The following is a 26,683-nucleotide window of genomic DNA, read 5'->3' on the forward strand; positions in this document are numbered from 1 at the left end:
GAAGCGGTAATGCGCGCCGCCGACACCCTCTTGCGCGTGGTCTCCCGTTCGGTTGCCGAGGTCGAGGACGTGGTAAACACCCCGCAACTGCGGGTCCTGGTCCTCATCCACACCCGCGGACCACAGAACCTGGGTGGGGTCGCTACAGAGCTGGGAGTGCACGCCTCCAACGCCACGCGCATCTGTGACCGGCTGGTCGCTGCTGAGCTGCTGGAGCGGCGGGAGGATTCTGCAGACCGGCGATATATCCGGCTCGAACTGACGGCAAAAGGAAAAGCCCTGGTGAATTCCGTGCTCGAGCACCGGCGGCAGGCCATTGCGGAAGTCATTTCGCGGATGCCGTCTGGCCGCCGGCCGGCACTGGCTGCGGCGCTGGAGGCTTTCGCGGCCGCCGCGGGCGTCCAGGGCACCACTGACGGCCGCTTTACCTTGGGAGCCAACACGTGAAGTGACGGGGTCGTGATGCCGCAAGCCATGTCTTCATTGAACCCCAATAGTTGCGCGTTCGCAATAGTTGGCGTGCAAGTTGTGTCGATTCACCTTGCGGGCTGATTCGCGTCAGTCCGTCAGATCGGTGTGATGCCCCACTCGCCGGTATGGGATTGCCCGGGTTCAAGAGTGATGAGCCCCTCACCGGAGTTGAAGGCGTCAGGGGCGCAGGTCATCGGTTCCACTCCAAGCCCGGTCCGCCGCCGGTCAGGCTGGGGGAGGGTATCGCCGGTGAAGATTTCCAGGTACGGATAGGACCCGTCCACCCACAGTTCCACGCCCCCGGAGTTATCCGGACGCACCAGTTTCACCCGGGCGCGCCCGTCGGCGTCACGGATAAGGTCGGTGTAGGCAACGTCGATGTGCCGGCCGCCCAGCTGCTGCAGTTCCCGCAGATCATACTCGGTGCCCTCCACCCGCTCGTGCCCGGTGGGGATGCCACGCTCATCCACGGGCAGGAAAGTCCTCCCCGGCACCTGAACCAGCGCGGCATCGATGGCCCCGGGAGTGGCGACACCTGGGTTGAGGTACGGGTGTGCCCCGGTCCCGTAAGGGCACCGCGATGCACTTCGGTTCATTGCCGTGGTCCGTACGGTCAAACCTCCCGGCCCGAGGTGGTAGTCCAGGCGGCAGTCAAGGATCCAGGGCCAGCCTTGGCAGGCGTGCAGGGTATAGGTGAAGGAAATGGAATCTTCGGTGTACTCCACCGCGGGCGCGTCCCAGTTCCGCCAGCGGGTGAGCCCGTGGATCGCGCCGCCTTTGTCCGGCTCGCTCAAGTCAAGCTGCAGCTGCTGGCCTTCCCACTCGTAGCTGCCGCCCTGGATGCGGTTGGGCCAGGGAATCAACGATTGGCCCCGCGCGCCAGTGCACATCTCGTCCGGACCGTATCCGTCCAGCAGGGGCCGGCCGTCCAGCAGGTAATCCCGCAGGGCTCCCCCGACTTCGGTCACCAGGACCGTTTGCCGGTCGTAAGAGATTTCATATTGACGTCCCGAGGGCAGACAATGGCCGGTCCCGGTGTCCCACTGGGCCTCCTCACGCATGGCTTCTGCCTCCATCGGTCCCGCGGGACAGGTCGAGGACGACTTTGACGTCGTCAGTCCGGCGCTCGAAGGCCTCAGCGAAGTTCTCCAGCGGCACCCGGCGACTGATGAGGCGGCGGAGCCATGCCCCGTCGGCTTTAGCGAGTGCCTGGGCTCCGGCGTCGTAGTGGCGGCGGTTCGCGTTGACGCTGCCGAACACCACGCCGTTCATCAGTACCTCCTCGCGGTTGATTGCGCCCACGTCCACAGGTGTTTGTTTCCCTGTTCCGGAAACGCCGGTCAGGCAGGTGATGGCATCCTGGGCCCGGCACTTGAATGCATCCAGGACCACCGGGGTGACCCCGGTGCATTCAACCAGGATGTTGGGCTTGATGCCCGACTCCGGCAGGGGTTCGCTGTGGTACGTGGCGCCGAGGTCACGGACAAGCTCCGGTTTGGGTCCGTCCGTGACGATGTCGAAGACATGCACGTCCAGTCCCTGCTGGACGCCCAGCAGCGCCGCCAGCAGGCCAACCGGGCCCGCGCCGGTGACGACGGCGGTATGGGGGTCGAAAAATGCCCGCTGCCCGATCCGGTTGATCTGTTCCCAGGCCTTGGCCACGATGGTGGTGGGCTCCAGCAGGACACCCACATCCTCCAGCCCCGGGTCCAGCTTCACCGTCGCCTGGGCATCCGCCCGCCAGCGTTCCCGGGCGAAACCGTGCAGGCCCTTGATCCCGTGCTCGGTGTACTTGCCGTTGAGGCACATGTCCCATTCCCCGGCGGCGCAGGCCTTGCACGGCTCGGGGTCCGGCCGGCGGACAATACCCACTACCAGGTCGCCCGCGGCCAGGCCCGATCCGGAGGGGGCGTCGAGCACCCGGCCAAGGTTCTCGTGCCCCAGCACCAGGTAGTCCTGGCCCGGCGGCGCTTCCCCGTACTCCGCGGCGATGATTTCGCTGTCAGTTCCACACAGGCCCACAGCCAGCGCCTCCACCAGCACCTGGCCCTCGCCGGCGGAGGGCTCGGGGATGTCCCGCAAGCGAAGCGTGTTCTTCTCACCGGGAGTTACCGTCAATGCGCGCATTATTTCTTCTCCTCAGATCAAAAACCCGTCACTGCCTAGCTTCCCGCACTAGTTGCGTTTGTGCAACAGTATGTAGGAAGGCGAAAAGGTCCGAAGGGGGCCGGCTAAGCTCAGCAAGGAGGTCCGGGCATGGCATTAGATGACACTTCCCAATCCCGCGCCACCACGGCGCGGCGTGCTCCGGCACCGGACGACGGCCGCAAACCGGACAGCCCGACGGATGTCACCAAGCCGTTCTGGAAATACATCGCGAAGAGGACTTTGCGGGAGTTCAGCCAGGATCAATGCCCCGACCTCGCCGCCGGACTGACCTACTATGCCGTGCTGTCTCTTTTCCCTGCGCTGCTTGCCATGGTTTCCCTGCTGGGGATCTTCGGTCAGGCCGGTAAAACCGCGGCGGCGCTTTTGGATATTCTGCGCAGCATCGCCCCCGCCTCCACATTGGACGTGATCCGCGGCCCCCTTCAGGAACTAACGACCTCACAGACCGCAGGCTTCACCCTCGCTATTGGCATCGTAGGCGCCTTCTGGACCGCCTCGGGCTACGTGAGCGCTTTCGCCCGCGCGATGAACCGGATCTACGACATCGACGAAGGCCGGGGCTTGATCAGGTTCCGGGCAACAATGCTGGCCGTGACAATTCTTGCCGTGGTCGTCGTGGCGATGCTCGCAGCCCTGCTCGTGCTCAGTGGCCCTGTTGCCGCGGCCGCTGGACGCCTCCTCGGACTTGGCGGATTGTTCGTCACGGTGTGGGACTTCGCTAAATGGCCGGTGATCATCGTGCTGGTTATTGTCATCGTTGCGGTGCTTTACTACGTCACCCCCAACGTCCGCCAGCCCCGGTTCCGATGGTTGAGTCCTGGCTCTTTCATCGCGCTGGTGGCCTTCGTGCTGGCATCTCTGGGCTTCACTGCCTATGTCGCCAACTTCGGCCATTACAACAAAACCTATGGTGCCATCGGGGGCGTGGTCATCATGCTGCTGTGGCTGTGGATTTTGAATGTTTCACTGCTTTTTGGAGCGGAGTTCGATGCCGAGACAGAGCGGGGCAGGGAACTGCAGGGCGGCTTCAAAGCGGAGGTGAGTATTCAATTGCCGCCCAGGGACACGAAGAAGAGCGACAAACTGCACGAGCAGGAGGAAGAGGAAATCCGGCGCGGACGCGAACTCCGGGAAAACCACAACTCCCCTCATGGGCCTGCAGCAGATGAAAGGTCCTAGGCGGGATCGGATTCGCCACCACAGTCACCTGGGGTCCGGGAAACCCCCGGAAGGCCGCAAGGCGGTCCCCCCTGTCCGGCAAGTACCCACCCCGGGCTCTGACTACGCCAGCGGCCCCGGGTCATCTGAAGGCGTTTCAATGCCCGGAAAGCGGGGGGATAGCCGGCGGAACTTGCCGCCCATGTTCATGGCGCCGCGGCGCACCGCGGCTGAGGTCCAGAAGGATCACGACTGCGAGAAGAACGATCGAGAGCGACGCGGAGGCCACCGTGTCGGTAAACCAGTGGTAGCCGAGGTAGACACGGGATGCTGCTTCCACGCACAGGCCAACGGCAGCGGCACAGAAAGCCGTGATCAGGGAGATTTTTCGGGAGGAGCGTGAAAAGGCCAGGTAAGCGCCGATGAGCAGGAAGTTCGAGGCGCCAACGACGTGACCGGAGGGAAAAGAGGATGTCGCGTCGGCGCCAAGCATCATGATGTCGGCCGGAGGCCGGGAACGCCCGACCGCGTGGGCGATGACCTCCGTAAGCACTACGCCGGTGAGCATCGCCCCGGCCAGCAGTACCGGGCGCCACAACCGGCGGGTCACCAGGGCCCACGCAACTACGGCCACCAGAGTGATCACGGGAAGCGCCAGGGGCCCGAAAACGAAGGCGAATCCGGCAAGAACCACCGTGGCTGCACCGGTCCGGTGGTCGACGAACCAGTCAGTCATGGGTCCGTCAATGGTTGCGAGCCCGCTGCCCTTCAGCACGTCCCCGAGGGTCAGCACAAACGATGACATGCCTGCCAGGACCAGGCATAGGGACACGGCATAAAGAACCAGGAACCGCCCAGTGGAGACCCTGCAGCCCCCGCCTAAGCGGAAATGTTTCTGCAAGTTCTGCCCGGTAATAGGTCGCCGGTCGCTGCTCATCGGCTGCTTCATGTGACGGACCGGGCAGTCCGGGCTGGCCGGCGAGGGCCGCTGCAGGACTGTTGGTTCGGATCCTGTGCTGACTGGGCCTTCACGGCTTATCCCTCGCATTCGAGGCAGTAGGCATGTCCGCCTTTCTCCTTGGCCAGTTGGGACCGGTGGTGGACCAGGAAGCAGGACGAGCAGACGAACTCATCCTTCTTTGGGGGGACGACTTCGACGATCAGCTCTTCGGCGATGTAATCCCCTGGCAGGTCGACGCCGTCGACGGTGTCGGCCTCGTCGAGTTCTTTCACGACGCTGCGTGCGTCGGGGGTGTTTTCTGTCCGCAGTGCTTCCAGGGAACTTTCCTGGGACTCTTTTACATCAGGGCGGACTTCGTCGTAATCGCTGGCCATGGTGCCTCTCATTTCTTCTCGAACTTGATCTCCTAATTCACGTGCTGCTCTTCTTTGGCGGGCTGTTCTTCTGACTGCGCTTCGATATGTTTGCGCTGCCGCTCGAGTTCGTCCTCGCCCTCGTCTTCAGCTTCGTAAAGCTTGGAACTGGTGACCTCAAGCTCTTGCATGATGGCGTCGAGTTTGAGGTGCAACGCTGCGGAGTCCCGGTTCTGGGTGTTCTGGATGATGAAGACCATCAGGAACGTCACGATCGTCGTGCCCGTGTTGATTACCAGCTGCCAGGTGTTGGAAAAACCCAGCAGCGGCCCGGTGCAGGCCCACACGACCAGTACGGCGACGGCTGCGCCGAAGACCCAGGCATGGCCCAGGACCTTTGCCGTCCTGGAGGTGAACCTGGTGAAGAAACCGGGCCTGTCGGCGGTGCTTTTATCGGTAGTCATGGTCCCGTCCTTGAATGACTCATTTTCTCTGACCAGTACGTCTGCTGAGGTGGCGCCCCCGACTGTCGGATATGGCTGCCCGGGGCTTTGCCTGGCTACGGCCGGCCACGGCGGATCACTGGCCGGAGTTCACCTGCGGCGAAGGCCAGGGCGATGGCCGCATTGGCTACGGCGGGGTGCCTCCGCCGCCGGTCCACTGCTGCCAGGACCAGCATCGTAAGGGCATGGAGGGCATCGACCCCGGCGCTGGTGCGGCGCAGGGCAGCCCCGCCACCGAAGGTGCTGGTTGCTGCGGCCTGCAGCAGGTGCCGTGCCCCCAGGACACGGATGAATGTGCGGGCGTGAGTATCAGGGATGCGTCCGACCAGGAAGCATGCCACCGCACCAGGGGCGAAGAGCTCCGCACTACCGTACGCTGCCCTCAGCACGTCTAAAGGTTTCACCGCGCATCCTTTCGGCTCAGGACTGCCACAACGCCGGCAATCGTGGTGAGGTTTGCTCCGAGCCCAACCCCGGTGAAGCGGTGATGCTGCGAGGCAACCAGTTTGGGGCCAAGCTCCTGCTCGACGAGCTCAGCGGCAGCGCCAAGTTCGTGCCGGTCTGCCGCATGGATCTGGTTTAGCAGCCCTTCCCGCCGCAGCTGCAACTTTTGCCGCGGCCCCGGAAGGTCCTGCACCAACCTTGGCGAAGAGGGGGACATCATCACGCTGCGGGCCAAAGGCGACCGCGGAGGCCCGGCCGGTCCCCCGGCCGCTCCTGTTACGGCGACAAGCCTGCATGCTGTTTGCATCTGGATCACCCCTATGGCTTTCAGCCGGAAGTCACATGAACAGTATCGCAACAGTTATCGGCGCGCAAGTGCTTTCGCCGCCCCGATTCGGCTGCCACGGGATAGTTCTGCTCGTGGGCTTTCCTGGGTGACCCGCACCCTCCGCCCGCTACGGCTGCCGGCCAGGAGGTTTCACTGGTCAGGGATTGCATTTAGGCGGCCAAAGCCCCCTTAATCATGCTAGTACTTGCGCCAGCACAAATATCCCGGTTCCATGAAGTCATGAAAACGGATAGCAGCAGATCAAGTCGGGAAACAATGGCCGCTGGCGGTTTGGCAGGCCTGCTCGCTACAGGAGCGATGAGCGGACTGCTCGTTGCCGCCGATGTCATGGGCGTGATGAACTACGAGCCGCCCCGGAAGATTATCGACAAGTTCTTCCCCCGGCTTCCGCTGCCGCTGCGGGACGCCGCGGCAGTCCTGGCCCACTTCGGGTACGGGGTGGCCGGCGGCTGTCTGTACGTTCTGACCCGCAGGAAGCAGTCAACCCCGGGAGCGGGGCTCGCTTACGGTGCACTGGTGTGGGCGGCGGGATACGAGGGCTGGCTGCCTGCCATGGGAATCCTGCCCCCTGCCCACCGGGACCAGACCGGCAGGGCACTGACGATGCTGGCCGCCCATCTGCTCTACGGCGCCGTCCTGGGCAACGTTCTTCAAGGACCAAAGCCGGCACGGGCCGATCCCGCCCCTGCTGCACCTGGCGGCTCGTCCAGGCCTTTAGGTGATGAAGACACCACTGATCTTCCAGCGCAGTTGCCGGAATCATACGCCAGGTACCTGGCAGGGAAGGATCCCGCCTTCACTGCGACAGTGCTGCCGGTCCTGGAACAATCCGCAGCTGTCCGGGAGCACGGGGTACATGTACGTTTCATCCCCGGCGGGGTCCAGGCACTCGTGGATCCCGCGGTTCCCTATCCTCAGGTCACCGAAGGCGTTGACTAGGGTCTGTCGGCCGAATTCCTGGTGTCCAAACCGTTACCGGCTGTCCGAGTGGTGACCCTATCCAAGGCCACTTTTAGGTCGGCCCTGGGCAGCGTGTGCGTGACGTTATGCAGGGCCCCGTTCACCGGTCGTGACCTTCAGCGCAGCATGAACGGCGGCGGGGAGGGAAACCGGTGGCCGGGGTATTGCTCGGCGGCGGCGTTCATGAGGTGGGCCCATTGGGTGCCGGCGATGTTGGCTCCGTCCAGCACTGTGTAGTACTTCCCGTTGATGGTGATGTTCTCGTTAGCCCATTCCGGTCCGAATCCTTTGTAGCTGCCGAACCAGGAGGCGGTGGCGATGCCCGTGGTGGCGCCTACGGTCCATGTTTGGGTGTGTCCGTCGGTGGTGCCGGTTTTGGCGAAGATGTCCTGTTCCTTCTTTACGGGGATGTTGTAGCCCGAGCCTTTGGTCAGCACGGGTTTGAGGGCGTAGGTGACGCCGGCGGCGACGTCCGGGTCGATGGTCTGCCGGCAGTCGGCAGCCGGCACCGCGTAGGTGTGGCCGCCCGGACCGGTGACGGATTCCAGTGCGATCGGGGTGCAGCGGACCCCGTGTGCGGCGAAGGTGGCGTAGGCGGTGGCCATGTCCAGTGGTGCAACGTCATGGGTGCCGATCAGGCTTGCGATGCTGGAAAGGTCGTAGGGCTTGTTGGTGTGGCCGTTCTTAATTCCTGCGGCCGTGGCCATTTTCTGGATGTTGCAGAAGTCCAGCCGGGTCGCCGACTGAAACGTGATGGTGTTGATGGAGTGGTAGAGGCCTTGCAGGACGGTCATGGGGTAGTAGTGGTTGGGGTCATCGTTGGGCAGGGGAGTCTGGCCGAGGGCCGGATCGTAGGACCCGGTTGTTGTGCCGCAGCTGTTTTTCCAGGGGTATCCGGCTTTGTAGATCCGGACCGACCCATCCAAGACTGTGTTCATGGACCGGCCGGAGTTCAGCCATTGGGCGAAAACGAACGGTTTCATCGTGGAGCCGATCTGGAAGCCGCCCGCTCCGTGAAGCGAATTGCCGTTACTGTCCTTCTCGGGAAGGGTGAGGTTCCCGGTGTAATGCCCGAGCCCGGGAGTCGGGTCGTAAATGGTGTTCTGTGCCATCGTCAGGATTTTGCCGGTGCCGGGCTGGATGCTGACAAGGGCGGCCCCGCGTTGCAGGGGGTCTGTTGCGGGCAGGGAGGCCTTGACCTGTTCCCGGGCGGTTTGTTGCAGGTCCGGGTCCAGGGTGGTGTGGATGGTCAGTCCGCCTTGGTAGAGGAGCTTCCGGCGGGATGCTTCGTCGGCTCCGAAGGTAGGGTCGTTGAGGATCAGCCGCTGAATGTAGTTGCAGAAATAGGGGGCGGTGGCTTCGGCGCAGCCCTGCGGGGTGTGCTGGACGTCCAGGGCCAGGGGGGACGCTGCGGCTTTGGCATGCTGGGCGGGGGAGATGTATCCCTGCTGGAGCATTTTGTCCAGGACTTCATTCCGGCGGTCGACGACATGCCCTGGTTCGGTGAGTGGATCGTAATAGGCGGGCCTGTTGACCACGCCTGCCAGTGCAGCGGCCTGCGGTAGGGTCAGGGCGCCGGCGGGGACGCCGAAGTATGTTTTCGCTGCCGCCTGGATACCGTAGGCCCCATTGCCGAAATAGACCAGGTTCAGGTACCCCTGCAGGATTTGGTCTTTGGAGTATTTTTCCTCAAGCGTGATGGCGAGTTTCATTTCGCGAAGTTTGACGCCGATGGTCCGGGAAGCGGTGGTCTTGGTGTTCTCTGCGCTCTTTGCCCCGACCGCCGGTGAGAGGAGGAGCACGTTCTTGACATACTGCTGGGTAATTGTGGAGGCGCCCTGCCGGCCGCCTTGGGCGTTCACATAGAGAGCACGGAGGATGCCGGTCGGGTCGATGCCGCCATGGTCGTAAAATCGGGCGTCCTCGATGGCAACAATCCCGTCGCGGATGAAGGCGGACATCTGCTCCAGCTCCACGGGTGTCCGGTTCTGGGAGTAAAAAGTGGCGATGAGGGAGCCGTCTTGCGCCAGCACCTGCGATCGCCTGGCCGGCGGCTGCAGGTCCAGGTCCGAGGGGAGCTGATCGAAGAAGTCGATGGAGGCGCCGGTCAGGGTCGATCCCAGCGCCGCTGCCGGGGCCAGGAGCCCGGCGACCAGGAAGCCGCCGATAATGCCGGCCGCGATGAAGGCCACCGCTTTTTTCCACAGAGTGTCTTTGATCAGCATGTAGAACTTCCTTTGTCCGTGCCGCCCGCAATGGGGCCACACGAAACAAGGATCGAGACAAGGCCCAGCAGACAACGCCTTCGGGATAGTTGAAAATATGCAAATAATCCTAAAGGCACACCTTTCCGTCAGGCGGGGCTGTGGGTTACAGGACCACAACGATCCTGTCAGTTCGTATCGGAAAGCCCACTGTTTATTGCTTATGCGCAACTGATGCGTGAAACTTGTGTCAAGGCCTCCAGGCCTGGGGACGGAAGGTTCAGGACCAATCAGTAAAGCTGCTGCCCGTGGTTTTAGCGATGGGCAGTACGGATTTGCAGGGAGACGGACGTGGATCTTCGACTCATCATTGAAACGGCAGGCCGCTACCTGGACTTCGCGGGCGTGGCCGTCATGGTCATCGGGGCCCTGGTCTCGGTGCCGCTGGCCTTGCGGCGCCGAAACCTCCCGGCAGGCGGCGGGCGACCGGGCCGGTCCCTGTACAAGGAGTACCGGCAGTTGCTGGGACGCTCCATCCTTCTTGGTCTTGAACTCCTCGTCGCGGCGGACATCATTCGCACCGTGGCCGTGACGCCCACCTTCACCAGTGTCGGCGTCCTGGCCGTGATCGTGGTCATCCGGACGTTCCTTAGCTTCTCCCTGGAGCTGGAGATCACCGGCCGGTGGCCCTGGCAGAAAGACACGGAACCGGCCTCAACGACCGGCTCGGCCTGAGATGAGACGACGCCGATGTTCGAAACCAGCTGCTTCCTGGCCGGGACCATCAACGCCGCTGGCGTCAGCGGGCCCGGTTCGACCCCGCGGCCTGGCACAGGGCAGGAACTGCGTGCGGGCTCTGCGTCCGCACCCGTACTTTTAGGGGTAGGAGCATGAACGCCGAAGATCACGTGGACGACTTTCAGCGGCTGTACGGGCTGGTCACTGAATCGGCAGACATCAAAGATTTTCTGGATGCCATGACCGGCGTCGGCGCCTCGGTGATGACCCGGCTGACCGGGGAACGAATCGAATGCGCGGTGACGCTTCGACGGCGTAAGCGCAGCACGACGATCGCCGGGAGCAGTGATGATGCCGTCCTGCTGGATCGGGTGGAACAACGCCTCGGGAAGGGGCCCTGCGCTTTGGCGCTGGAAACCGGCTTGCCCGTGCTGCTCGACGATGTCTTCAGTGATGAGCGTTGGCCCCGGTTCAGCGAGAGTCTCGCCGCCATGGGGTGCCGCAGCGTACTCGGAGTGCCGATGCCGTCCGGTTTTGATGCCGAAGCGGTCCTGGATTTCTTCGCCCCCTCAGCCGGGACCTTCACCGGCGAAGTGATCCAGGATGCAGGTGTCTTTGCGGACATGGCAGGGCGGGCACTGTCTTCGGTCCTGAGGATTGCCATAGCCGAGGAGGCGGCCCGGAACCTCCGGGCAGCCCTTGAAACCAGGACCGCCATCGACATTGCCTGCGGCATGCTCATGGAGCAGAACGGGTGCGGGCAGGAAGAAGCGATCGGAATCCTTCGCCGGGTGTCCAGTATGCGCAACCAGAAATTGCATGACCTGGCCGAGGAAATCATCACCCAAGTGTCCGGCCGACACGGGGTAACAACTCATTTCGAGGACTAAAACCCCCGTCACAGTCCCTGCTGCGCAGGTCTCGTTGAGGCAGACACCATGGTCAGTGGACAAAAACGCCCTCGGGTTTACAGGGACCGGCCAGTCAAAGGAACGACGTCGACGATCAGGCTCAAACCACTGTATCCAACACCAAGAGAGAGCACCATGAATACAAAACTCACCACCTGCGCCCGGATCAAACCAAGCCGTGACGGGTCGTGAAACGACACCGGCGGCCGGCGCTCACCTCGCCGGCAACCGATTCACAGCTCTTGCGGATGCTCACCACACACACCCACTGCGGTGAGCCCATGACGGCCTCCCGCCAGGGACCCGTTGTCGAGAGCCGCACCAGCGCTGTGCACGACGTCGTCACCTACAGCTGCGCCTGCGGCTTCAGGTTTGATCAGCCAACCAGTTCAGAGCACCACGATAAGGAAGTCCCATGAAACCCGCGAACAGCACCACGAAGATCTTCCGGCTGATCCCAGCCCTGGCAATAGCAGCTGGTCTGCTGACCGGCTGCTACAACCCCTCGGACGGAGACCGTGACCCCATTGCCCTCGGCGCGGACCTAAACTTCTCCGGACTGCAATTGCGGAGCGTCCTGATCGTGACGTCTGGCCAAAACGAACCCGGGCGCGTCCTGGGAACAATCTTCAACACCACCCCCACGGACATACAAATGGTCCTGGCAGACTCAGACGAACAACACCCAGTCAAGATCCCCGCCCTCGGACACGTCGAGTTCGATCAATCAGCCCTGATCTTCAACAGCACACACGAGCCTCCCGGCGCCCGCACCGATCTACAGGTAACAGCGAAAGGGCAGCAGGCCACAATCAACGTTCCCATCCAGAACGGAACCTTTGACCAGTACCGACCCTACATTCCATCTCCGAGCCCATCCAGCTAATTCCAAAGACCAGTACCTGACGACGCATCCAGGACCTATCGGAGGTGGGCACGGATCGCGCAGCATGCCGAACCCCGTCCACCAACGCGTGGGCCTCAATAAGCAGACCTTTCGCCGCCTGGCGAGTGACGGGGTTTTTCAGCCTGACGTCAGCGCATTCCTGCCTGCTGCGTCGGGCCAACCCGGAAGCCGCCCGGCCCAAGCCTCGGGCCCTCGCTGGCCTCCCCTCCGGTTGTCTGACCTGAGGTGGAGAGATGAGTACACACGAAGAAGAACTCCGGGTCATCCATTACCTGAACATCACCATGAGCTTCTACGCGATCTCCACGGGTGAGCTCTGGCTGCGGTACATCGGTCTCGGCGGGGAAAGCCGTTCCTACGAAGTTGATGAATGGCTCCGCGGGTTACGGTCCCTCCCGGACTTCCAATGCTTACTGCTTCGAATGACGATTGATGAAATCAGAGATAGCCAGCCCCCGGCCCCCAGACTTGGCTTCGGGTCGGAAAGTAAATAGCCCTGCGGGGTCTAAGTCGCGCCCGTTGTGGCAGCGACACCGGAAGCACTTTCACCCCGAAAACCTCATACATGGCAGAAACTGTAACGAGCAGGCAGGACAGCGGGAAACTTCATTCCCACGCATCAGGAAGCGACTCTCCGTTGCGTTTGCGCAATTACTGCGGTTGAATAAAGCCAGGGTGTGATAGTTATCTCCGGCTGTCAGGTCAGAGTCAAGCCGGGCGATAGGCCGGTTGACAAGTTTCTCACAACAGCACAGCGCGAGGCGGAACAGTTCCAAAGGCGCAACGGGCCGCAACCTTGGGGCTTTCAAGAAGGAGTAAACCATGAAATACATCAGGATTTACCCGGCAGCTGCAGTCACGGCAGCAGCACTGGCCCTGGCCGGCTGCACCGGGAGTCCAGCGCCAACATCCAACTCCTCGGCGGCATCGCCCACGATTTCCGCTCCAGCGGCAACCCAGGCCGCAGGTGGGGGACTGCCCGCGGTGCCTGGCGTAGTCAAGGAAGTTGAACCGTCCGTCGTCACAATCCGGACAGATATTGGCCTCGGCAGCGGTGTCATCTACCACAGCGACGGATCAATCGTCACGGACGCACACGTCGTTGAGAACGAGCAAAAACAGCCCTTCAAAAATGTTCAGGTCCAGTTCGCGGACGGGTCGCAGTCCCAGGGGACAGTCCTGGGAGTGGACGATGTCACGGACGTTGGGATCATCAAAGTCGACCGGACGGGACTGCCAGCGGCAAAATTCGCTTCATCGGATCCGGAGGTGGGTTCGATGACCGTCGTGATTGGAAGCCCTCTGGGGTTGGAGGAAACAGTCACTGCAGGAATTGTTTCCAGTCTGCACCGGAACATGCCGCCGTCCAAGGAGTCACCTCACGGCGCCATCGACCTGCTGCAGACCGACGCCCCCATTTCTCCCGGTAACTCCGGCGGCGCAGTAGCAGACTCCACCGGACAGGTCATCGGACTTTCAGAGGCGTACCTGCCACCAAGCTCCGGCGCAGTCGCGATCGGGTTTGTCACGCCGTCATCGACGGTTACCAACGTTGCCGACCAACTCCTGGCCAGCGGATCTGTCAAACACGCAGCCCTCGGCGTGGTTCCCACCGACATCACACCCCAACTCGCCCAACGGTTCTCCCTGCCCGCAACAGCTGGAGCGCTGATCGTCAACGTTTCCCCAGGCAGCCCCGCGGACCAGGCCGGCATGAAAACAGGTGACATCATCACCAAATTCGCCGAAACCCAGATTGGAAACGTTACAGACCTACTCGTGGCCCTAAGGAAGCAGGATCCCGGACAGCAGGTCGACGTCGTGGTGCAGCGCGGCTCAGCATCCCAGACCCTGCATGTCACCCTCGGGAACCTTGCCACTGCACCATGAGCAACCGCCCCCGCAGGAGGCAGCGGTTTATCGGGCAGCACCATTGCCAGCAGAGAAAACGCCCACCGGCGGGTGGACTAAAAAGAATTGAGGCGCCGCTAAAATGCAGATAATCGAGCTTGCGTTGACCTTCGGGCCCGAAAGGCTCCCTAGCGTTGGGGGCTCGCAGGCTGTACGAATCCCCTGTCAGAGAAATTGTAGACTTTCGAGAGCACGGGCAGTCTGTAGTAGCTGATCTACCGAAAACGCGTGGCTCCATTCGATGAGGATCAGGAGAGTGGATTATGCGCAAGGTCCTAGACGAGGCGATCATGGGCACCTGCCTTACTGCGAGCTCGGGACCACCCTTCTTACCAGCCGTCGCCCTTCGCGGCGGGGTCCAGCGGTGAAAGAAACGATGACCGACCAAAACCCCATCGAGTCAACGCCAACAGGAAGATTTGCTCAGCTTATCGGTTTTTTACTGGATACACGCCGACGGTCATCCGCGCCTTCTCGGTGGCTGTTGATGGTTCTGTGCCTGGACGCATTGTGGTTCGGTTTCGTCCGGCTGCCGTCGCTGCTGGGACGCGACCCAAGGCTCGACGTTGCAGGGCAGCGACACTGGGTTCCTGTACTCATCGCGATGTTGTTCGTGCCAGTAGAGGTCTATCTCGCGTGGCTGATCCTGGCCCACCAGTACAAAGAGAAGCTGGCAGTGGTACGAACCAGTGCCCTGTTGAACAAGGTCCTCAGTGAAAGCATACCCTGGCAGTGGGCGACAGATGCCGCAGGAAGATTCACGTACTGCGGGCCCGAGAGCCTGAACCTGGTTGGTTATGAACCGTCGGAGCTCGTGGGTCATCACTTCAGCCGGATCATCGACCCAGAAGACCTCGCAGACGTGCTCCAGGATAGAAGCAGAAAAACAGATGCAACCGGGGACTGGACGGGAGTCAGGACTATATACCGGCACCGTCTCGGAGGCCCGGTAATGGTTGATATCTCAGCCAAGGCCCGCACAGGGGCAGCAGGGGAGTACCTGGGACTGGAAGGACGCACCAGGTCCCTTCGGCCAGGAATCACTACCGGCGCTGTTGCCGATCAGAACCGACGGCAGGTGCAAACCCCTAATTGAGGAAGGGAATTTATCGACGGCATTCCAGCCGGTTTGGTCGCTTTCATCGCGCATACCCATCGGAGTCGAAGCACTGACGCGTTTTCCCGGTTCGGGGAAGTCGCCGGACACGCATTTCGCTGACGCTGACTCCGTCGGGCTCGGTATCGAGCTGGAGCTCGTCGCCCTTAGAACAGCGCTCGATGCAGGCCGAGAGCTTGCCGGGCATCTGTATATTGCAGTGAACCTCTCACCTGACGTGTGTCTCGATGCCAAGCTGCCCGAGCTCCTTTGTCACTCTCAAATACCGCCCGGGCGAATCGTTGTCGAAGTCACGGAACGGCATGCTGTCGCCGAGTACGCGTCGCTTAGCCGGGCACTGGAACCATTGCGTAGCTTCGGGGTTCGCATTGCCGTGGATGACGCCGGCGCCGGTTTCGCCTCAATGCGCCACATCCTCGAACTCGCCCCGGACATGATCAAACTTGACCGGGATGTCATTGCAGGAATTGACACAGATCCAGCCCGGCAGGCTCTGGGCACTGCCATGGTGGGCTTCGCAGCAGGCATAGGGGCCCAACTGGTAGCAGAGGGAATTGAAACCGCAGAGGAACTCGCCACTGTCACTGAAATGGGAATGCACGCAGGCCAAGGCTATCTACTCGGCCGCCCCTCGCTGAATTCTCACGACTGGTCCCGCTGGAACACGGGCAAACCTGCAGCCCGTCCTGAAGACTGCTGACAGTCTTCCTGCCGGCCGTTGCCGCCAAGCGCATGGCCGCCTCCCTCATCCAGCCTCGAGTAGGCCCCGACCTTCCTCTAATCTTCATCATCGGTGTCATCCTGTTTGATTGTGTCAACGTGATCGGAGCCCACTAGGACGGCCCGAACGGTACCCACCCGTCGGACGTCCGGGGATGATGTTGTGAGGGTGTCTAGGGGTTCTTGGCGTGGTTTCTGGGTCTGTGAAAACACTGCCGCGGGTTGGGACGATACCCGGGGTCCCGGTTGTTGGAAGCTGGCGTCTGGCGGAGTAGTGCGTCAGAGGTAGCTGCAGATTTGTTCGGGATCGCAGCTTGCGTCGGTCCCGGACGCGGCAGTGGCGTGAAGGCCGGCGACGATGGATCGCAGCGCCATTAGTTCAGAAATCTGGTGGTCCAGTTCGGCCAGCTGGTTGGAGAGAAGGTCTTGGACGTGGGCGCAGGGGGCTTCTCCGGCGTCACGGAGGCTAAGAATTTCGCGTATTTGGGTCAGGGCGAGGCCTGCGGCCCGTCCGCGGCGGATGAATTCGAGCCTGGCCACGGAGTCGTCATGGTAGTCCCGGTAGCCGTTAGAGGATCTTTTCGCTGCCGGGAGAAGCCCGCTGTCCTCGTAGAAACGCAGCGTCTTGGTTGTCATCCCTGCCGCTGCCGCGGCCTCACCGATACGCATCATGAACTCATTTCTTAGCAGGCGGCCAGGACGGCGATTCCTTGACATTCGAGTGTAGGGGAAGGTTGAGAATGGGATGCAGAGCTGGTCTTCGGTTGAAGGCTGCACATGGCGGTCGGTTGAGCAACAGGTGTGCTGGCGGCTGCTTCCCTTCCATCTTCAGGAGTCCCTCGTGTCGGCAGCATCTTTCGATTATGACCTGGCCATTATCGGTTCCGGCGGGGCTGCTTTCGCTGCGGCCATCCGGGCAACCAGCCGTGGCAAGCGGGTGTTGATGGTGGAGCGCAGCACTGTGGGAGGCACGTGCGTGAACACGGGCTGCATCCCGTCCAAGGCCCTGCTGGCCGCCGCGGAAGCCCGCCATGTCGCCCTCGATGCTTCCGGACGGTTCCCCGGTATCAGCACCTCCGCAGAGCCGGTGGATATGCCCGAACTGGTCGCCGGGAAGCGCTCACTGGTCGAATCCATGCGGTCAGAGAAGTATGTGGATCTCGCCGCGGGCTATGGATGGAACCTGCAGCGGGGGACGGCGGTGTTCGCCGGAACCGCAGCCGCACCGGTTTTGAACATCACCGCCCCGGGCGGAACCACCGAGACAGTCAGCGCGGAACACTACCTGGTCGCGACCGGCTCCACCCCCTGGATCCCTGAAGTGCCGGGAATGGACGAGGTGGATTATCTGACGTCCACGAGTGCGATGGAGCTGCAGGACGTTCCCGCTTCGATGCTGGTGGTGGGCGGCGGGTATGTGGCGCTGGAGCAGGCGCAGCTTTTCGCCCGGCTCGGCACGGAGGTGACCATCCTGGTCCGGTCCAAGCTCGCCTCGGCCGAAGAGCCTGAAGCCGGGCATGCCCTCGCCGGTGTCTTCGCCGATGAGGGCATCCGGGTCGTCCGTCGAGCGACAGCGTCCTCGGTCCGGACCGATGAGGTGTCGGGGGACGTGGTCGTGGATGCTTCCGTCTCAGGAGGAAACGAGGAATTCAGGGCCGCGCGCCTGCTCATGGCAACAGGCCGGCGCCCGGTCACGGAGGATTTGAACCTTTGCATGGTCGGCGTTGAAACCGGGGACCGCGGGGAAGTCCTGGTCGACGGGAGCCTTCGCAGTACTAATCCGAGGATCTGGGCCGCGGGTGATGTGACGGGTCACCCGGAGTTCGTTTATGTCGCCGCCGCGCACGGGGCCCTGATGGTGGAGAACGCCTTTGAGGGTGCCGGGCGTGAGGTCGATTACCGGCACCTGCCCCGGGTCACGTTTACCAGCCCTGCCCTGGCCGCTGTCGGGATGACGGACAAGGAAGCGAACCAGGCAGGGATCCGGTGCATGTGCCGGGTTCTGCCGCTCAAATTTATCCCTCGCGCGCTGGTGAACCGTGATACCCGCGGCTTCATCAAGATCGTTGCCGACGCGGACACGGGTCGGATTGTAGGGATCACTGTCGTGGGTAAGGACGCCGGGGACATCGCCGCCGCAGGGATTTACATTCTGGAGGCCGGGATGACCGTTGATCAGGTCGCGAATCTCTGGAGCCCCTATCTGACCATGGCCGAAGGCATCAAGATAGCAGCCCAGTCCTTCACTACTGACGTCTCCAAACTGTCCTGTTGCGCGGCATGAAGTGGTCAACGACAACCTATGTGTTCGTGGGGCGGGCGGCCGCGGCTACCTTTTAGTGCGCGTTCCTTGTCAGGCTGTGGGCGAGGCGATAGGAATCGGTGCCGGTTTCGATGATGGTGCCGTTGAACGTCAGCCGGTCAACGATCGCGGCGCAGAGGCGCGGGTCGGTGAATGTCTTGGTCCAGCCGGAGAACGACTCGTTGGAAGCGATGGCGATGGAGTTCTTCTCTTCGCGTTCGGTGAGGACCTGGAAGAGGAGTTCGGCGCCGCGCCGGTCCAGTTCCATATAGCCGAGCTCGTCAATGCAGAGCAGGTCCACTCGGCCGTATCTGGCGATGGTCTTGGCGAGGACTTTGTCGTCGGCGGCTTCGACGAGTTCGTTCACGAGCCGGGTGGCCAAAGTGTATTTGACCCGGTATCCCTTCTCCGCCGCGGCGGTGCCCAGCCCGATAAGCAGGTGGGATTTGCCGGTTCCGGAGTCCCCGATCAGGCATAGCGGTGCACCTTTTCGAATCCATTCGCCGGTAGCGAGGGTATGGATGGTAGCGGGGTTGATGTTCGTGTTCGCGTCGAAATCGAAATCACCGAGCCATTTATCCCGGGGAAAGTTCGCGGCTTTGACGCGTCGGATTGAGGAGCGACGGTCCCGGTCATCGCATTCGGCCAGCAGCAGCTCGGCCAGGAAGCCTTGGTAAGAGAGTTGTTCCTTCCCCGCGACGGTCAGAGCTTCGTCCAGAACCGCCCGGATGGTGGGCAGGCGCAATCGGCGGCATGCTTGGTCCACGGCCGCGACCGCGGCCTGCTCAGTCAGACCGCGGCGCCGTCGCAGGGTTGGGGTGATGGTGGTGGCCGGTGCGGTGGGGCTCATGAGATGTTTTCCTTCGACGCGGTTCCTGCGGAGTGTTCGGTGCGTTTGGCCAGCAGCTCGTCATAGGCGCTGATCGCCGGGAGCGGCCGCTTGTCTGGAGGGAGCCCGGCGATGACCGCCGCCGGGTCCATCAGCCGGCGCTGGGTCAGGCTGACAACTCGTTGCACTTTCGCTTCAGCATGAGCACCGCGATGACGGTCAGGACGGGACCCACCAGCAGGGATGCTGGAGGCATGTCGGCGGCCTTCAACCGCCACGACGTCGGCACTGACGGCACCTACTCCAAGGGCTGCGGTGATCCCTGCCTCGATGTCTTCGGCTTCCATCGATCGGTGCAGCAGCAGGACGTCAATCAGTTCACGGGTCCCCGCGGCATCACCGTTGACCCTGCGCGAGGCAGACCAGAAGGCGTCATGGGCGCTGGTGAAAGCACCCGACTCCCGCGCCCTGGCCAAAGCAGTGGAACCAGGCAAAGCGCCGGGCTTGGTCTTGAGGACCTCCAGATAATGGTCCAACTGGACCGACTGCCCGCCCTTGGCAATAATCCGCTGGTGCCGGGCCGCCACCGCGCGGCCGTCGAACACCACAACTTCGGATGCCCGCAATGAAACCCGGACCCGCCGACCGATGAACCGTGCTGGCACCGAGTACTTCACCATCCGCACGGTGATCATTGAGGACCGGTCCACTCTCGGGTTCAACACCAGACCGGGATCGAACTCGTCGGCCGGCAACGGTGCCAGGAACGGGCGCTCGGCGGCGAAGTCCTGGCCGATAGTGCGGATCCTGCCATCAATCCGCCGCTGATCGTCTTGAACCTCCCGGCTCCGGATCCAGTCGTTGAGCTCATCAAGGGACCTCGCCACGGGCATCGGGGTCAGCCGGTTGCGGCGGAACCAGCCCACCTCGCCCTCGACCCCGCCTTTCTCGTGAGCGCCGGCAAGACCTGGCTGGCAATAAAAGGCATCAAATCCATAGAACGAGCGAAACAACACCCACCGGTCATTCTCCAGGCGGTTCCGCCCCTGACCGAACACCACGGCCCTGACGGCACTGGTGAGGTTGTCATAGCGGATATGTTTGACCGGCACGCCGCCGATCTCGTTGAACGCCTCGACGTGGCCTTCCAGAAACGCTTCCTGGGCCTGGGTGGGGTAAATCCGGTGGATGGCTTTGCCGGAGTGAGAAAGCCGGAAGATGAACATGTGGCATTTCGTCTTTACCCCGTCCAGCACGATCCAGACTTCACCGAAGTCCACTTCCGCTTCCGCGCCCGGGGCGTGCTCCTGAGGAACAAATACCTCAACCCGGCGGCCGGCCTCCACATCGATCTGCGCCCGGCGGACCCGAACGTAGTCACGCACCGTCGAATACGACAACTCGTCCGCTCCATGCTCCTCGATGAGCCGGGCAAGAATCCTCCGGGCAGTGTGACGCTGCTTCCTCGGCGCCGTCGTGTCCTCGACGAGCATGGCGTCGATCGTCGGTTTATAAGGATCAAGCCGCGGCGAGGACCGTACAGGAGTTTTACGCTCTGGCGGGACCGGGGAACTTAACGCCTTACGCACGGTTTTCCGCGCCACCTGGTGCCTGCGGGCAAGCTCCCGGATTGACGCGCCCTCCACCCGGGCATCCCTCCGAATCTGCGCGAACAACTCCACTCTTGACCCCATCCCGGCCCTCCCGTCGTCGATCCAACACTGGATGGATCAACGTTCACAGGTGGGTACCATTCAAGCCGTCATTAGGTTCGGCATGTCCGGCTGGTGGGTACCGTTCGGGCCGTCCTAGTGGGCTCCGATCAGACTGTCATACTCACCTGTTCGGTCGTCTTTCGCGGACCTTCAATGTTCACCATCCAAGAGATGCCAAATTTATCCATGCACATACCAAAGGCATCACCCCACGGGGCCCTCTCCAAGGGCATCGTCACGGTTCCACCCCCGCAAATATGTGCCCAGTGCTTCCCGAGGTTTACTTCATCATCGCCTTCAAGCGAGAGGCTAACGGTGTTGCCCGGCGGGTAGTCGGCTCGATCCGCTGAGTCTGACGCCAACAGGTCATCCCTGAAGGCGCCACAAGTTGAGCATGCATGACGAGGTTGTCCTCGTCTGGATTCTCGTCGGCTTGGAACTCAGCGAAGGTGGTGATTGTGAGCTCGCCGCCGAATACCTCTTTGTAAAATTCCATCGCCTGACGGGCGTAGCCGTTGAAACTTAGGTAGGGATTGAGCCGGATAGTCATTGGGTTCTCCTTTGTCCAAGTGCTTAAGCAAAGGTGTCGTTGCCTTGGTCGGGTATTTCCATCCGGAAGCCGCAGTCGCAGCGCAGCACTCTTGTGTCGAGGTAGATTCCGAGTGCTTCTGGCATGTTCCCGTCACCCATGTGTGCCGCACGGTACGCATTTCTGTGCTGCCCGTGCTCAGGGGCTTGCCGCAGTGCACGAAATGCCCGTCGAATGTCAGGACGTCAGGTGTTCCGCCGGGGCGGTGCAGAACGCAGGCCACCTCAACAAGGTCGGCAAGTGGGGTGAAGGGCAGCGCACTCGCCGTGCAGGTGTAGGTGACTTCAACCACGGACGTCGGGAGGGTCCGTACGGCGTCGACGGAGGATACTTGCAGCGCCTCCTGATGCCCACTTTGCCGGCACCGGAGCGGCTGCGGTTGAAACGCCGAGCCCGATTGTTGGCTTTCACTGTAGCCAGTCATTGTTGGCCTCGAAGGCTTGAGGAGCTTCGGCCCCAGGCGGAAGAATCCAGGAAGGTCACGCTGCCCAGTCCAACGCCTTGGCGGTCCGGCGGCAATCGAGGCGAATCAGGTTGGCTGGACCCGCGTGACCAATCAGATCCTGCACTTGCGAAGACGCCATGGTGGCCCTTTCGCTTCTGCGTGGGCGCCGCCGTGGGACTACAGCAGCTGTTCCTCGGGCCACGTAACAAGCCCAGGAAGACGGGCCAAGGTCGCCCATCACACTGCTGAATGTACCCGTTGAGTGCGCGAGGTGTACAGGTTAGGCTCCATGTCCCGGTCCGGCACACCATGCTACGGCCCTATGCTCCGCGCGCTTGGCAACTGATCCCCGCCCCGCATTGCAGTCGACTCAGGGTCAGGGCCGCACCACTTCTGCCCGCCCCATCAAGAGCCGATAATAAAGATTTTGGGGTTAGCCTCTGTTGGTGGACACCTGAAGTAGCGGGATCCTGGGATTCTGCGGGAAGGTGTTCTTGTGAGCACGACACGACGTAAATTCACTCCTGAGTATCGGCGGGAGGCTGCGCGTCTGGTGATTGATACGGGCAGGCCGGTCGCGCCGGTGGCCCGCGAACTGGGTCTGGGTGAGCAGTTGCTTGGCCGGTGGGTGGCTCAGGAGAGGGCGCGTTTGGCGGCTCCGGAGGAGTTCGCGGCGGCCGAAACGGAGAAGTCGGAGCTGGAGCGTTTGCGCCGGGAAAATGCGCAGTTGCGGATGGATAACGAGTTCTTGGGAAAAGCCGCAGCCTTCTTCGCCTCCAAGCAGCAGAATCGGAATGCTTCGAACTGATGGAGGCCGAGAAGGCCAACTATCCCGTCCAGCGGATGGCCCGGCTCTTAGGGGTGTCCCGGTCCGGGTTCTATGCCTGGCGCCAACGAGTCTATTCAGAAGCCACGGTTCGCGCCGCGGAGCGGGCGGATCTGGATGTGAAGGTCCGAAAGGCGCATGTGAAGTCATGCGGGACGTATGGGGCGCCCCGGATCTGCGCGGAGTTGGCCCGGAATGGGACCGCTGTTGACCGGAAGACCGTTGCGGCGTCCATGCGCTGGCAAGGCTTGGAAGGTATCTCGCCGCGCCGTTTCCGTCCGGTGCCTCCGGTCGGGGAGGTCCGGGTGCACTCCATTCCGGATCTGGTGGCCAGGAAGTGGGATACCGGGACCTTGGACGCGGTCTGGATCTCGGACATCACTTACCTTCGCACCGGCGAGGGCTGGGTGTATTTGTGTGCTGTCAGGGACGCCTGCTCCCGGCGGGTGATCGGCTGGGCGATGGACTCGGTCCAGACGGCCAGCCTGGTGGAACGCGCGCTGCGCATGGCTTACGTCCTGCGCGGCGGCGGCCCGGCCGGTGTCGTGTTCCATGCCGACCGCGGCACCCAGTACACCTGCGCCCAACTAAACGACGTCTGCGACAAGCTGGGCATTCTCCAATCCGTTGGCAGAACCGGTGTGTGCTGGGATAACGCGATGCAAGAATCGTTCTGGTCCACGCTCAAGACCGAGTTTTACGACCGCCGCCGCTGGGCAACCAGGCACGACGCGATCATGGCCACGGGGCGCTGGATCGAGGAGTTCTACAACCGCGTCCGATTGCACTCAGCTCTGGGCTTCAACACTCCTGTGGAGCACGAGCTACTGCTCTCCACAGCACAACCTCAGCCGGCACAAGCCGCCTGATCAACTGTCCACGATTTGCGGGCAACCCCAGCCGCGCCGGCGTCAGCCCCTGGCTCGTCCGCCAACCACCCCTCATGGAACACGTCAGAAAAGCGCAAACCAGCCGCACCCCTGCTGAACCGACAGCAGAACGAACACCAAACCCAACCACGAACTCACTCCAGGTCGAACGCGAACTTCTGCGCTGGGAGAACCAACGGCTCCGCCACGAACTAGAGCGGCAACAACGCTGCATCTCCGAACTACTCGGAGACCGCATCGAAGGCACCGACGCCTACTCCCAGGCCATCCGAGTTCAAGAACTGACAGACCAAAACGACATCCTCTCCCGGCAAGCCAGCGAGACCATTCAACAACTGCATCAACTACGCCACAGCGTGGAAACACTCTCAGCCGACCTCGAGGCAGCCCACAAAGTCAACCGATCCCTGATGGCTCAAATAAACCGCCCTACACAAAGCGGGTCTAGTTCCCGATGAAACTCACCTCTAAGATGTGCTCAATTTGGGTTTCTTTGGCGCTTCCTGAGCGTCAAACCAAAAGCGAGGGCGCTACCGACTGCTATGACTGACCAGCCAACATGCCCAAGTGTGGAAGCAGAAATCAAGGCAAGAAAGGCTGCCATTACAGTAAATACAGCATATATATAGAGCATTAGGGTACCCACCTCGATTCATCACAGGCCGCAAACATAAGCGGGACTGAAACTGTCATAACGAAACTCCCCCAAAGAATATCGCCCAGTCCCGCAGTGGTCAGGAAGAGGCCCGCGAGCACCACTACGCTTCCCGCTGCCATAGTCCAGGACCCCATACACTCCAGCTCATTGATGGTGTCAAGCCCTAACGGGTCACGGTTATTGGTTGGGCAGGCTAGTGCATACAGATAACGATTGCTTTCATGTGTACTGGGGTCGGGTTGAGTGAAGCGACCGATTGTTGGGTTGTAGTAGCGGGCGCCGAATTTGGGACTGCCCCCGGTTTTGTTGACTCCTTGACCTAGCGAGCTTGTGCTCGTGGAAGGATGTTGAGCATGCCCACGGCTTATGGGGCGGAGTTCCGCCAGGATGTTATTGATGTGGCCCGGAAGGGCGAGGCGCCGCTGGCGCAGATTGCGAAGGACTTCGGGCTTTCAGTCACGACGCTCAAGCGCTGGATTGCCATCGCGGACCGTAAGGAATCCGGTGCCGGCCCGGCGGCGGCGGAGTCGGCCGAGATGCGGGAACTGAAGAAGCGGAACCGCCTGTTGGAGCAGGAGAACGAGATTCTGCGCCGGGCGGCTGCCTATCTGGCCAGGGACATCAACCCAAAATGACTCTTCTATGGGGTCTGTCAAGCCATGATGGTTTGGAGTTGGCGGAAGATGGAGCGGCAGACATAGCGTTTGAGGTTCCGGCGGATCTCCCGATTTGATTTCCCTGTTGCCCGGCTGCGTGTCACGTAGTCCTTGGTTGCGGTGTCGAAGCTCATGCGGGTGCGGACGATGACGTCGAAGGCGCGGTTGAGCTGGCGATCTCCGGATCGGTTGAGTCGGTGCCGGGTGGTGTTGCCGGAGGAGGCCGGGCGTGGCGCGACGCCTCCGAGTGCGGCGAAGGCTGCCTCTGAGCGGATGCGTCCGTGGTGGGAGTAGGCGCAGGTGATGATGGCTGCTGTCACGGGTCCGACGCCGGGGATGGATTGGAGACCTGGCGCCAGTTCGTCGGTGAGCTGCGCCAGTGTTTTGTGGTTTTCGGCGAGCCGGCCGGTGAGGTCTTTGACGGCCAGGGCCAGTCGTTTGGCTTCGGCGCGGGCGATCCGGATCACGGGGTCGGTGCTGTTTGAGGTGCGCCAGGCTGCGATGGTGGTGATCTGTGCGTCCCGCAGGGATGACCGGGCGTCAACTCCGAGGTCGGTGCCGCGGAGCAGGGCTGTGAGGGCGTTGCGGTTTGCGGTGCGTTGGTGATCCAGCAGGGACCGTGAGGCGAGCAGAATCCTGATCGCGGCCCTAGTTCCGGCGGCGCGTGGCTCCATCACCTGGTCCCGCGGGCGCCCTAGGACGGATCGGGCCGCGGCTTCGGCGTCGATGGGATCCGATTTGCCGGTAAGGGCACGCGAGGCACGGGCGGGCGGCCTGACCTCGCCAACCTCAATCTCAGCGGCAAGCAAGACCTGGGTGAGCCGGGCACCGTAGGAAGACGTGCCCTCGACGGCCGCGAAAACCCTCTCCCCGCCTGTGCGCCGCCGGATCCAAGTGATCGCACGGTCCATCCCCGCGGAGGTAGCCGGGAACGCCGCGGTGTCGACCACTGCACCGGTCGAGGCATGAACAGCTGTGAAAGTGTGGGTGCGGGCATGGGTGTCGACTCCGACGACGAACTCAAATTCCTCGGCAATGATCGCCATAATGCGTTCTCCCTCTTCTAGTGAACCGGACAGGTGGCAGGAGCCTGCCTGGGATCGCTTCGGAGACGCATCTGTAACGGGTCACACCCAAAGGTGGACAGTCTTCTGATCAGGTCATCCGCGGCGGGCAGACCGGTGCCCGGAGAACGGCGCGGACGAGTCATTTTCAAGACACCACACCAGTGCGGGTCGCATATACCCTGAGTCACACACCGATCTCCGGGACCAGCCTGCCAGCCAGCCTCCGGCCGGCACATGACCATTACAGATGTTCCCGCTGGTCACGGATCTTGCCGCCGATGGTGTTCCCGTGGCGGTGACCTGCAGGGTGTTGGGATTCAGCAAGCAAGGCTACTACCGGTGGAGGGCCAGTCCGGTGACGGAACGCGATTGGGTCGATGCGCACCTGGTCAACGCCGCCCTGGACATCCACGCCGACGACCCTGCATTCGGGTACCGGTTCATCGCCGACGAGCTCCCGGAGAAGGGCATCGTGGCGGGTGAGAACAGGGTCCAGCGGCTGTGCAGGGACCACGGCATCTGGTCGGTGTTCTCGAAGAAGCGGGGCCTGAACCGCAGACCCGGGCCACCGGTCCACGACGACCTGGTCGATCGGGATTTCACCGCCGCAGCGCCGAACGAACTGTGGCTGACGGACATCACCGAACACCCCACCGCAGAGGGCAAGCTCTACCTCTGCGCGGTGAAGGACGTTTATTCCGGCAGGATCGTCGGCTACTCGATGGACTCGCGAATGAAGTCCTCGCTGGCCGTCGCCGCACTGGAGAACGCGGTGCGCTCACGCCGCCCGGCAGGGACAGTGGTCCACTCGGACCGCGGGTCCCAGGGCG

The 26,683-nt window shown here is 62.3% G+C and carries 27 protein-coding genes and 2 pseudogenes; 14 read left to right on the top strand and 15 right to left on the bottom strand.

The genetic code is table 11. The annotated features are described in order from the left end of the window. Positions 1–9: 9 nt before the first annotated feature. Positions 10–447, top strand: a complete 438-nt coding sequence (locus tag LFT46_RS08995) for a MarR family transcriptional regulator (protein ID WP_236821873.1) — start codon at positions 10–12, stop codon at positions 445–447. Between the two features lie 119 nt (positions 448–566). On the opposite strand, the gene LFT46_RS09000 is transcribed toward LFT46_RS08995, so the two are convergent. Then, a complete protein-coding gene (locus LFT46_RS09000) occupies positions 567–1,532 on the bottom strand; it encodes an aldose 1-epimerase family protein (protein WP_236821874.1) in 966 nt (321 codons plus the stop codon). Beyond that, complete coding sequence (locus LFT46_RS09005) at positions 1,525–2,598, bottom strand: glucose 1-dehydrogenase (RefSeq protein ID WP_236821875.1); 1,074 nt, start codon at positions 2,596–2,598, stop codon at positions 1,525–1,527. The genes LFT46_RS09000 and LFT46_RS09005 overlap by 8 nt, the downstream gene beginning before the upstream one ends. Positions 2,599–2,727: 129 nt before the next feature. Here LFT46_RS09005 and LFT46_RS09010 point away from each other — a divergent pair, with 129 nt between their 5' ends. Continuing rightward, complete coding sequence (locus LFT46_RS09010; RefSeq protein WP_236821876.1) at positions 2,728–3,819, top strand: YihY/virulence factor BrkB family protein; 1,092 nt, start codon at positions 2,728–2,730, stop codon at positions 3,817–3,819. Positions 3,820–3,955: 136 nt separating this feature from the next. Here LFT46_RS09010 and LFT46_RS09015 read toward each other — a convergent pair whose 3' ends face one another. The 5 genes from LFT46_RS09015 to LFT46_RS09035 form a co-directional block, all read right to left on the bottom strand. Then, positions 3,956–4,603, bottom strand: coding sequence for a phosphatase PAP2 family protein (locus tag LFT46_RS09015; protein ID WP_236821877.1), 648 nt, complete (start codon positions 4,601–4,603; stop codon positions 3,956–3,958). A 230-nt stretch (positions 4,604–4,833) separates the two neighbouring features. After that, entirely contained in the window at positions 4,834–5,133 is a 300-nt protein-coding gene (locus LFT46_RS09020) for a DUF4193 domain-containing protein (protein ID WP_236821878.1), read from the bottom strand. A gap of 32 nt (positions 5,134–5,165) precedes the next feature. Then, positions 5,166–5,576 carry a low affinity iron permease family protein gene (locus tag LFT46_RS09025; protein ID WP_236821879.1) on the bottom strand — a complete coding sequence of 137 codons (411 nt, stop codon included), beginning with the start codon at positions 5,574–5,576 and terminating at the stop codon, positions 5,166–5,168. A 95-nt stretch (positions 5,577–5,671) separates the two neighbouring features. Further along, on the bottom strand, positions 5,672–6,019 hold the full coding sequence (locus LFT46_RS09030; RefSeq protein WP_236821880.1) for a hypothetical protein: 348 nt from the start codon (positions 6,017–6,019) through the stop codon (positions 5,672–5,674). Further along, on the bottom strand, positions 6,016–6,252 hold the full coding sequence (locus tag LFT46_RS09035) for a hypothetical protein (RefSeq protein ID WP_236821881.1): 237 nt from the start codon (positions 6,250–6,252) through the stop codon (positions 6,016–6,018). Before LFT46_RS09035 ends, LFT46_RS09030 begins: the two co-directional genes overlap by 4 nt. Positions 6,253–6,705: 453 nt before the next feature. On the opposite strand from LFT46_RS09035, the gene LFT46_RS09040 reads away from it, so the two are divergent. Then, positions 6,706–7,347 carry a DUF1440 domain-containing protein gene (locus LFT46_RS09040; RefSeq protein ID WP_236821882.1) on the top strand — a complete coding sequence of 214 codons (642 nt, stop codon included), beginning with the start codon at positions 6,706–6,708 and terminating at the stop codon, positions 7,345–7,347. 137 nt (positions 7,348–7,484) lie between these two features. Here LFT46_RS09040 and LFT46_RS09045 read toward each other — a convergent pair whose 3' ends face one another. Continuing rightward, positions 7,485–9,593 carry a transglycosylase domain-containing protein gene (locus LFT46_RS09045; RefSeq protein WP_236821883.1) on the bottom strand — a complete coding sequence of 703 codons (2,109 nt, stop codon included), beginning with the start codon at positions 9,591–9,593 and terminating at the stop codon, positions 7,485–7,487. Between the two features lie 330 nt (positions 9,594–9,923). Between LFT46_RS09045 and LFT46_RS09050 the strand changes: the two genes are divergently transcribed. The 6 genes from LFT46_RS09050 to LFT46_RS09075 all read left to right on the top strand — a co-directional run bounded on the left by LFT46_RS09050 (position 9,924) and on the right by LFT46_RS09075 (position 15,856). Next, the gene (locus tag LFT46_RS09050) at positions 9,924–10,307 is read left to right on the top strand and encodes a DUF1622 domain-containing protein (protein WP_236821884.1); all 384 of its coding nucleotides are present in this window, start codon (positions 9,924–9,926) and stop codon (positions 10,305–10,307) included. Between the two features lie 155 nt (positions 10,308–10,462). Beyond that, complete coding sequence (locus LFT46_RS09055) at positions 10,463–11,200, top strand: GAF and ANTAR domain-containing protein (protein WP_236821885.1); 738 nt, start codon at positions 10,463–10,465, stop codon at positions 11,198–11,200. A 436-nt stretch (positions 11,201–11,636) separates the two neighbouring features. Further along, positions 11,637–12,107, top strand: a complete 471-nt coding sequence (locus LFT46_RS09060; protein WP_236821886.1) for a hypothetical protein — start codon at positions 11,637–11,639, stop codon at positions 12,105–12,107. An 843-nt stretch (positions 12,108–12,950) separates the two neighbouring features. Further along, a complete protein-coding gene (locus LFT46_RS09065) occupies positions 12,951–14,018 on the top strand; it encodes a S1C family serine protease (RefSeq protein ID WP_236821887.1) in 1,068 nt (355 codons plus the stop codon). 397 nt (positions 14,019–14,415) lie between these two features. After that, positions 14,416–15,135, top strand: a complete 720-nt coding sequence (locus tag LFT46_RS09070; RefSeq protein WP_236821888.1) for a PAS domain-containing protein — start codon at positions 14,416–14,418, stop codon at positions 15,133–15,135. Beyond that, on the top strand, positions 15,095–15,856 hold the full coding sequence (locus LFT46_RS09075) for an EAL domain-containing protein (protein WP_236821889.1): 762 nt from the start codon (positions 15,095–15,097) through the stop codon (positions 15,854–15,856). The genes LFT46_RS09070 and LFT46_RS09075 overlap by 41 nt, the downstream gene beginning before the upstream one ends. Before the next feature lie 299 nt (positions 15,857–16,155). Here the strand turns inward: LFT46_RS09075 and LFT46_RS09080 are convergent, their stop codons facing one another. After that, entirely contained in the window at positions 16,156–16,545 is a 390-nt protein-coding gene (locus LFT46_RS09080; protein ID WP_031216440.1) for a heavy metal-responsive transcriptional regulator, read from the bottom strand. Positions 16,546–16,717: 172 nt separating this feature from the next. On the opposite strand from LFT46_RS09080, the gene merA reads away from it, so the two are divergent. Beyond that, positions 16,718–18,160 carry a mercury(II) reductase gene (gene merA / locus LFT46_RS09085; RefSeq protein ID WP_011691634.1) on the top strand — a complete coding sequence of 481 codons (1,443 nt, stop codon included), beginning with the start codon at positions 16,718–16,720 and terminating at the stop codon, positions 18,158–18,160. Positions 18,161–18,212: 52 nt separating this feature from the next. Here merA and istB read toward each other — a convergent pair whose 3' ends face one another. From istB to LFT46_RS21260, 4 genes are all read right to left on the bottom strand, one after another. Next, positions 18,213–19,028 (bottom strand): IS21-like element helper ATPase IstB, encoded by an 816-nt coding sequence (gene istB / locus LFT46_RS09090; protein ID WP_011691635.1) that lies wholly within the window; start codon positions 19,026–19,028, stop codon positions 18,213–18,215. Beyond that, complete coding sequence (gene istA / locus LFT46_RS09095) at positions 19,025–20,701, bottom strand: IS21 family transposase (RefSeq protein WP_011691636.1); 1,677 nt, start codon at positions 20,699–20,701, stop codon at positions 19,025–19,027. Before istA ends, istB begins: the two co-directional genes overlap by 4 nt. Before the next feature lie 128 nt (positions 20,702–20,829). Continuing rightward, the gene (locus LFT46_RS21255; protein WP_336885554.1) at positions 20,830–21,084 is read right to left on the bottom strand and encodes a hypothetical protein; all 255 of its coding nucleotides are present in this window, start codon (positions 21,082–21,084) and stop codon (positions 20,830–20,832) included. Next, entirely contained in the window at positions 21,003–21,272 is a 270-nt protein-coding gene (locus tag LFT46_RS21260) for a hypothetical protein (RefSeq protein ID WP_336885565.1), read from the bottom strand. Before LFT46_RS21260 ends, LFT46_RS21255 begins: the two co-directional genes overlap by 82 nt. A gap of 980 nt (positions 21,273–22,252) precedes the next feature. On the opposite strand from LFT46_RS21260, the gene LFT46_RS09105 reads away from it, so the two are divergent. Next, positions 22,253–23,451 (top strand): IS3 family transposase gene (locus tag LFT46_RS09105; RefSeq protein WP_236821890.1). Its coding sequence is split into 2 segments (ribosomal slippage): positions 22,253–22,520 and positions 22,520–23,451, totalling 1,200 coding nucleotides; the frame shifts between segments, so codons are not numbered across the junction. Between the two features lie 74 nt (positions 23,452–23,525). Continuing rightward, a complete protein-coding gene (locus LFT46_RS09110) occupies positions 23,526–23,930 on the top strand; it encodes a hypothetical protein (protein ID WP_236821891.1) in 405 nt (134 codons plus the stop codon). 175 nt (positions 23,931–24,105) lie between these two features. Here LFT46_RS09110 and LFT46_RS21340 read toward each other — a convergent pair whose 3' ends face one another. Next, positions 24,106–24,561, bottom strand: a complete 456-nt coding sequence (locus tag LFT46_RS21340; protein ID WP_442863692.1) for an RHS repeat-associated core domain-containing protein — start codon at positions 24,559–24,561, stop codon at positions 24,106–24,108. On the opposite strand from LFT46_RS21340, the pseudogene LFT46_RS09115 reads away from it, so the two are divergent. After that, positions 24,484–24,762 (top strand): annotated as a pseudogene (locus tag LFT46_RS09115) (transposase); the annotation flags it as partial. The gene LFT46_RS21340 and the pseudogene LFT46_RS09115 overlap by 78 nt on opposite strands. Positions 24,763–24,782: 20 nt before the next feature. On the opposite strand, the gene LFT46_RS09120 reads toward LFT46_RS09115, so the two are convergent. Continuing rightward, positions 24,783–25,832 carry an IS110 family transposase gene (locus tag LFT46_RS09120; RefSeq protein ID WP_236821892.1) on the bottom strand — a complete coding sequence of 350 codons (1,050 nt, stop codon included), beginning with the start codon at positions 25,830–25,832 and terminating at the stop codon, positions 24,783–24,785. A gap of 259 nt (positions 25,833–26,091) precedes the next feature. On the opposite strand from LFT46_RS09120, the pseudogene LFT46_RS09125 reads away from it, so the two are divergent. Then, positions 26,092–26,679 (top strand): annotated as a pseudogene (locus LFT46_RS09125) (IS3 family transposase); the annotation flags it as partial. Between the last annotated feature and the right edge of the window lie 4 nt (positions 26,680–26,683).

Source organism: Arthrobacter sp. FW306-07-I, from assembly GCF_021800405.1.
In the GTDB taxonomy this organism is placed as follows: domain Bacteria; phylum Actinomycetota; class Actinomycetes; order Actinomycetales; family Micrococcaceae; genus Arthrobacter.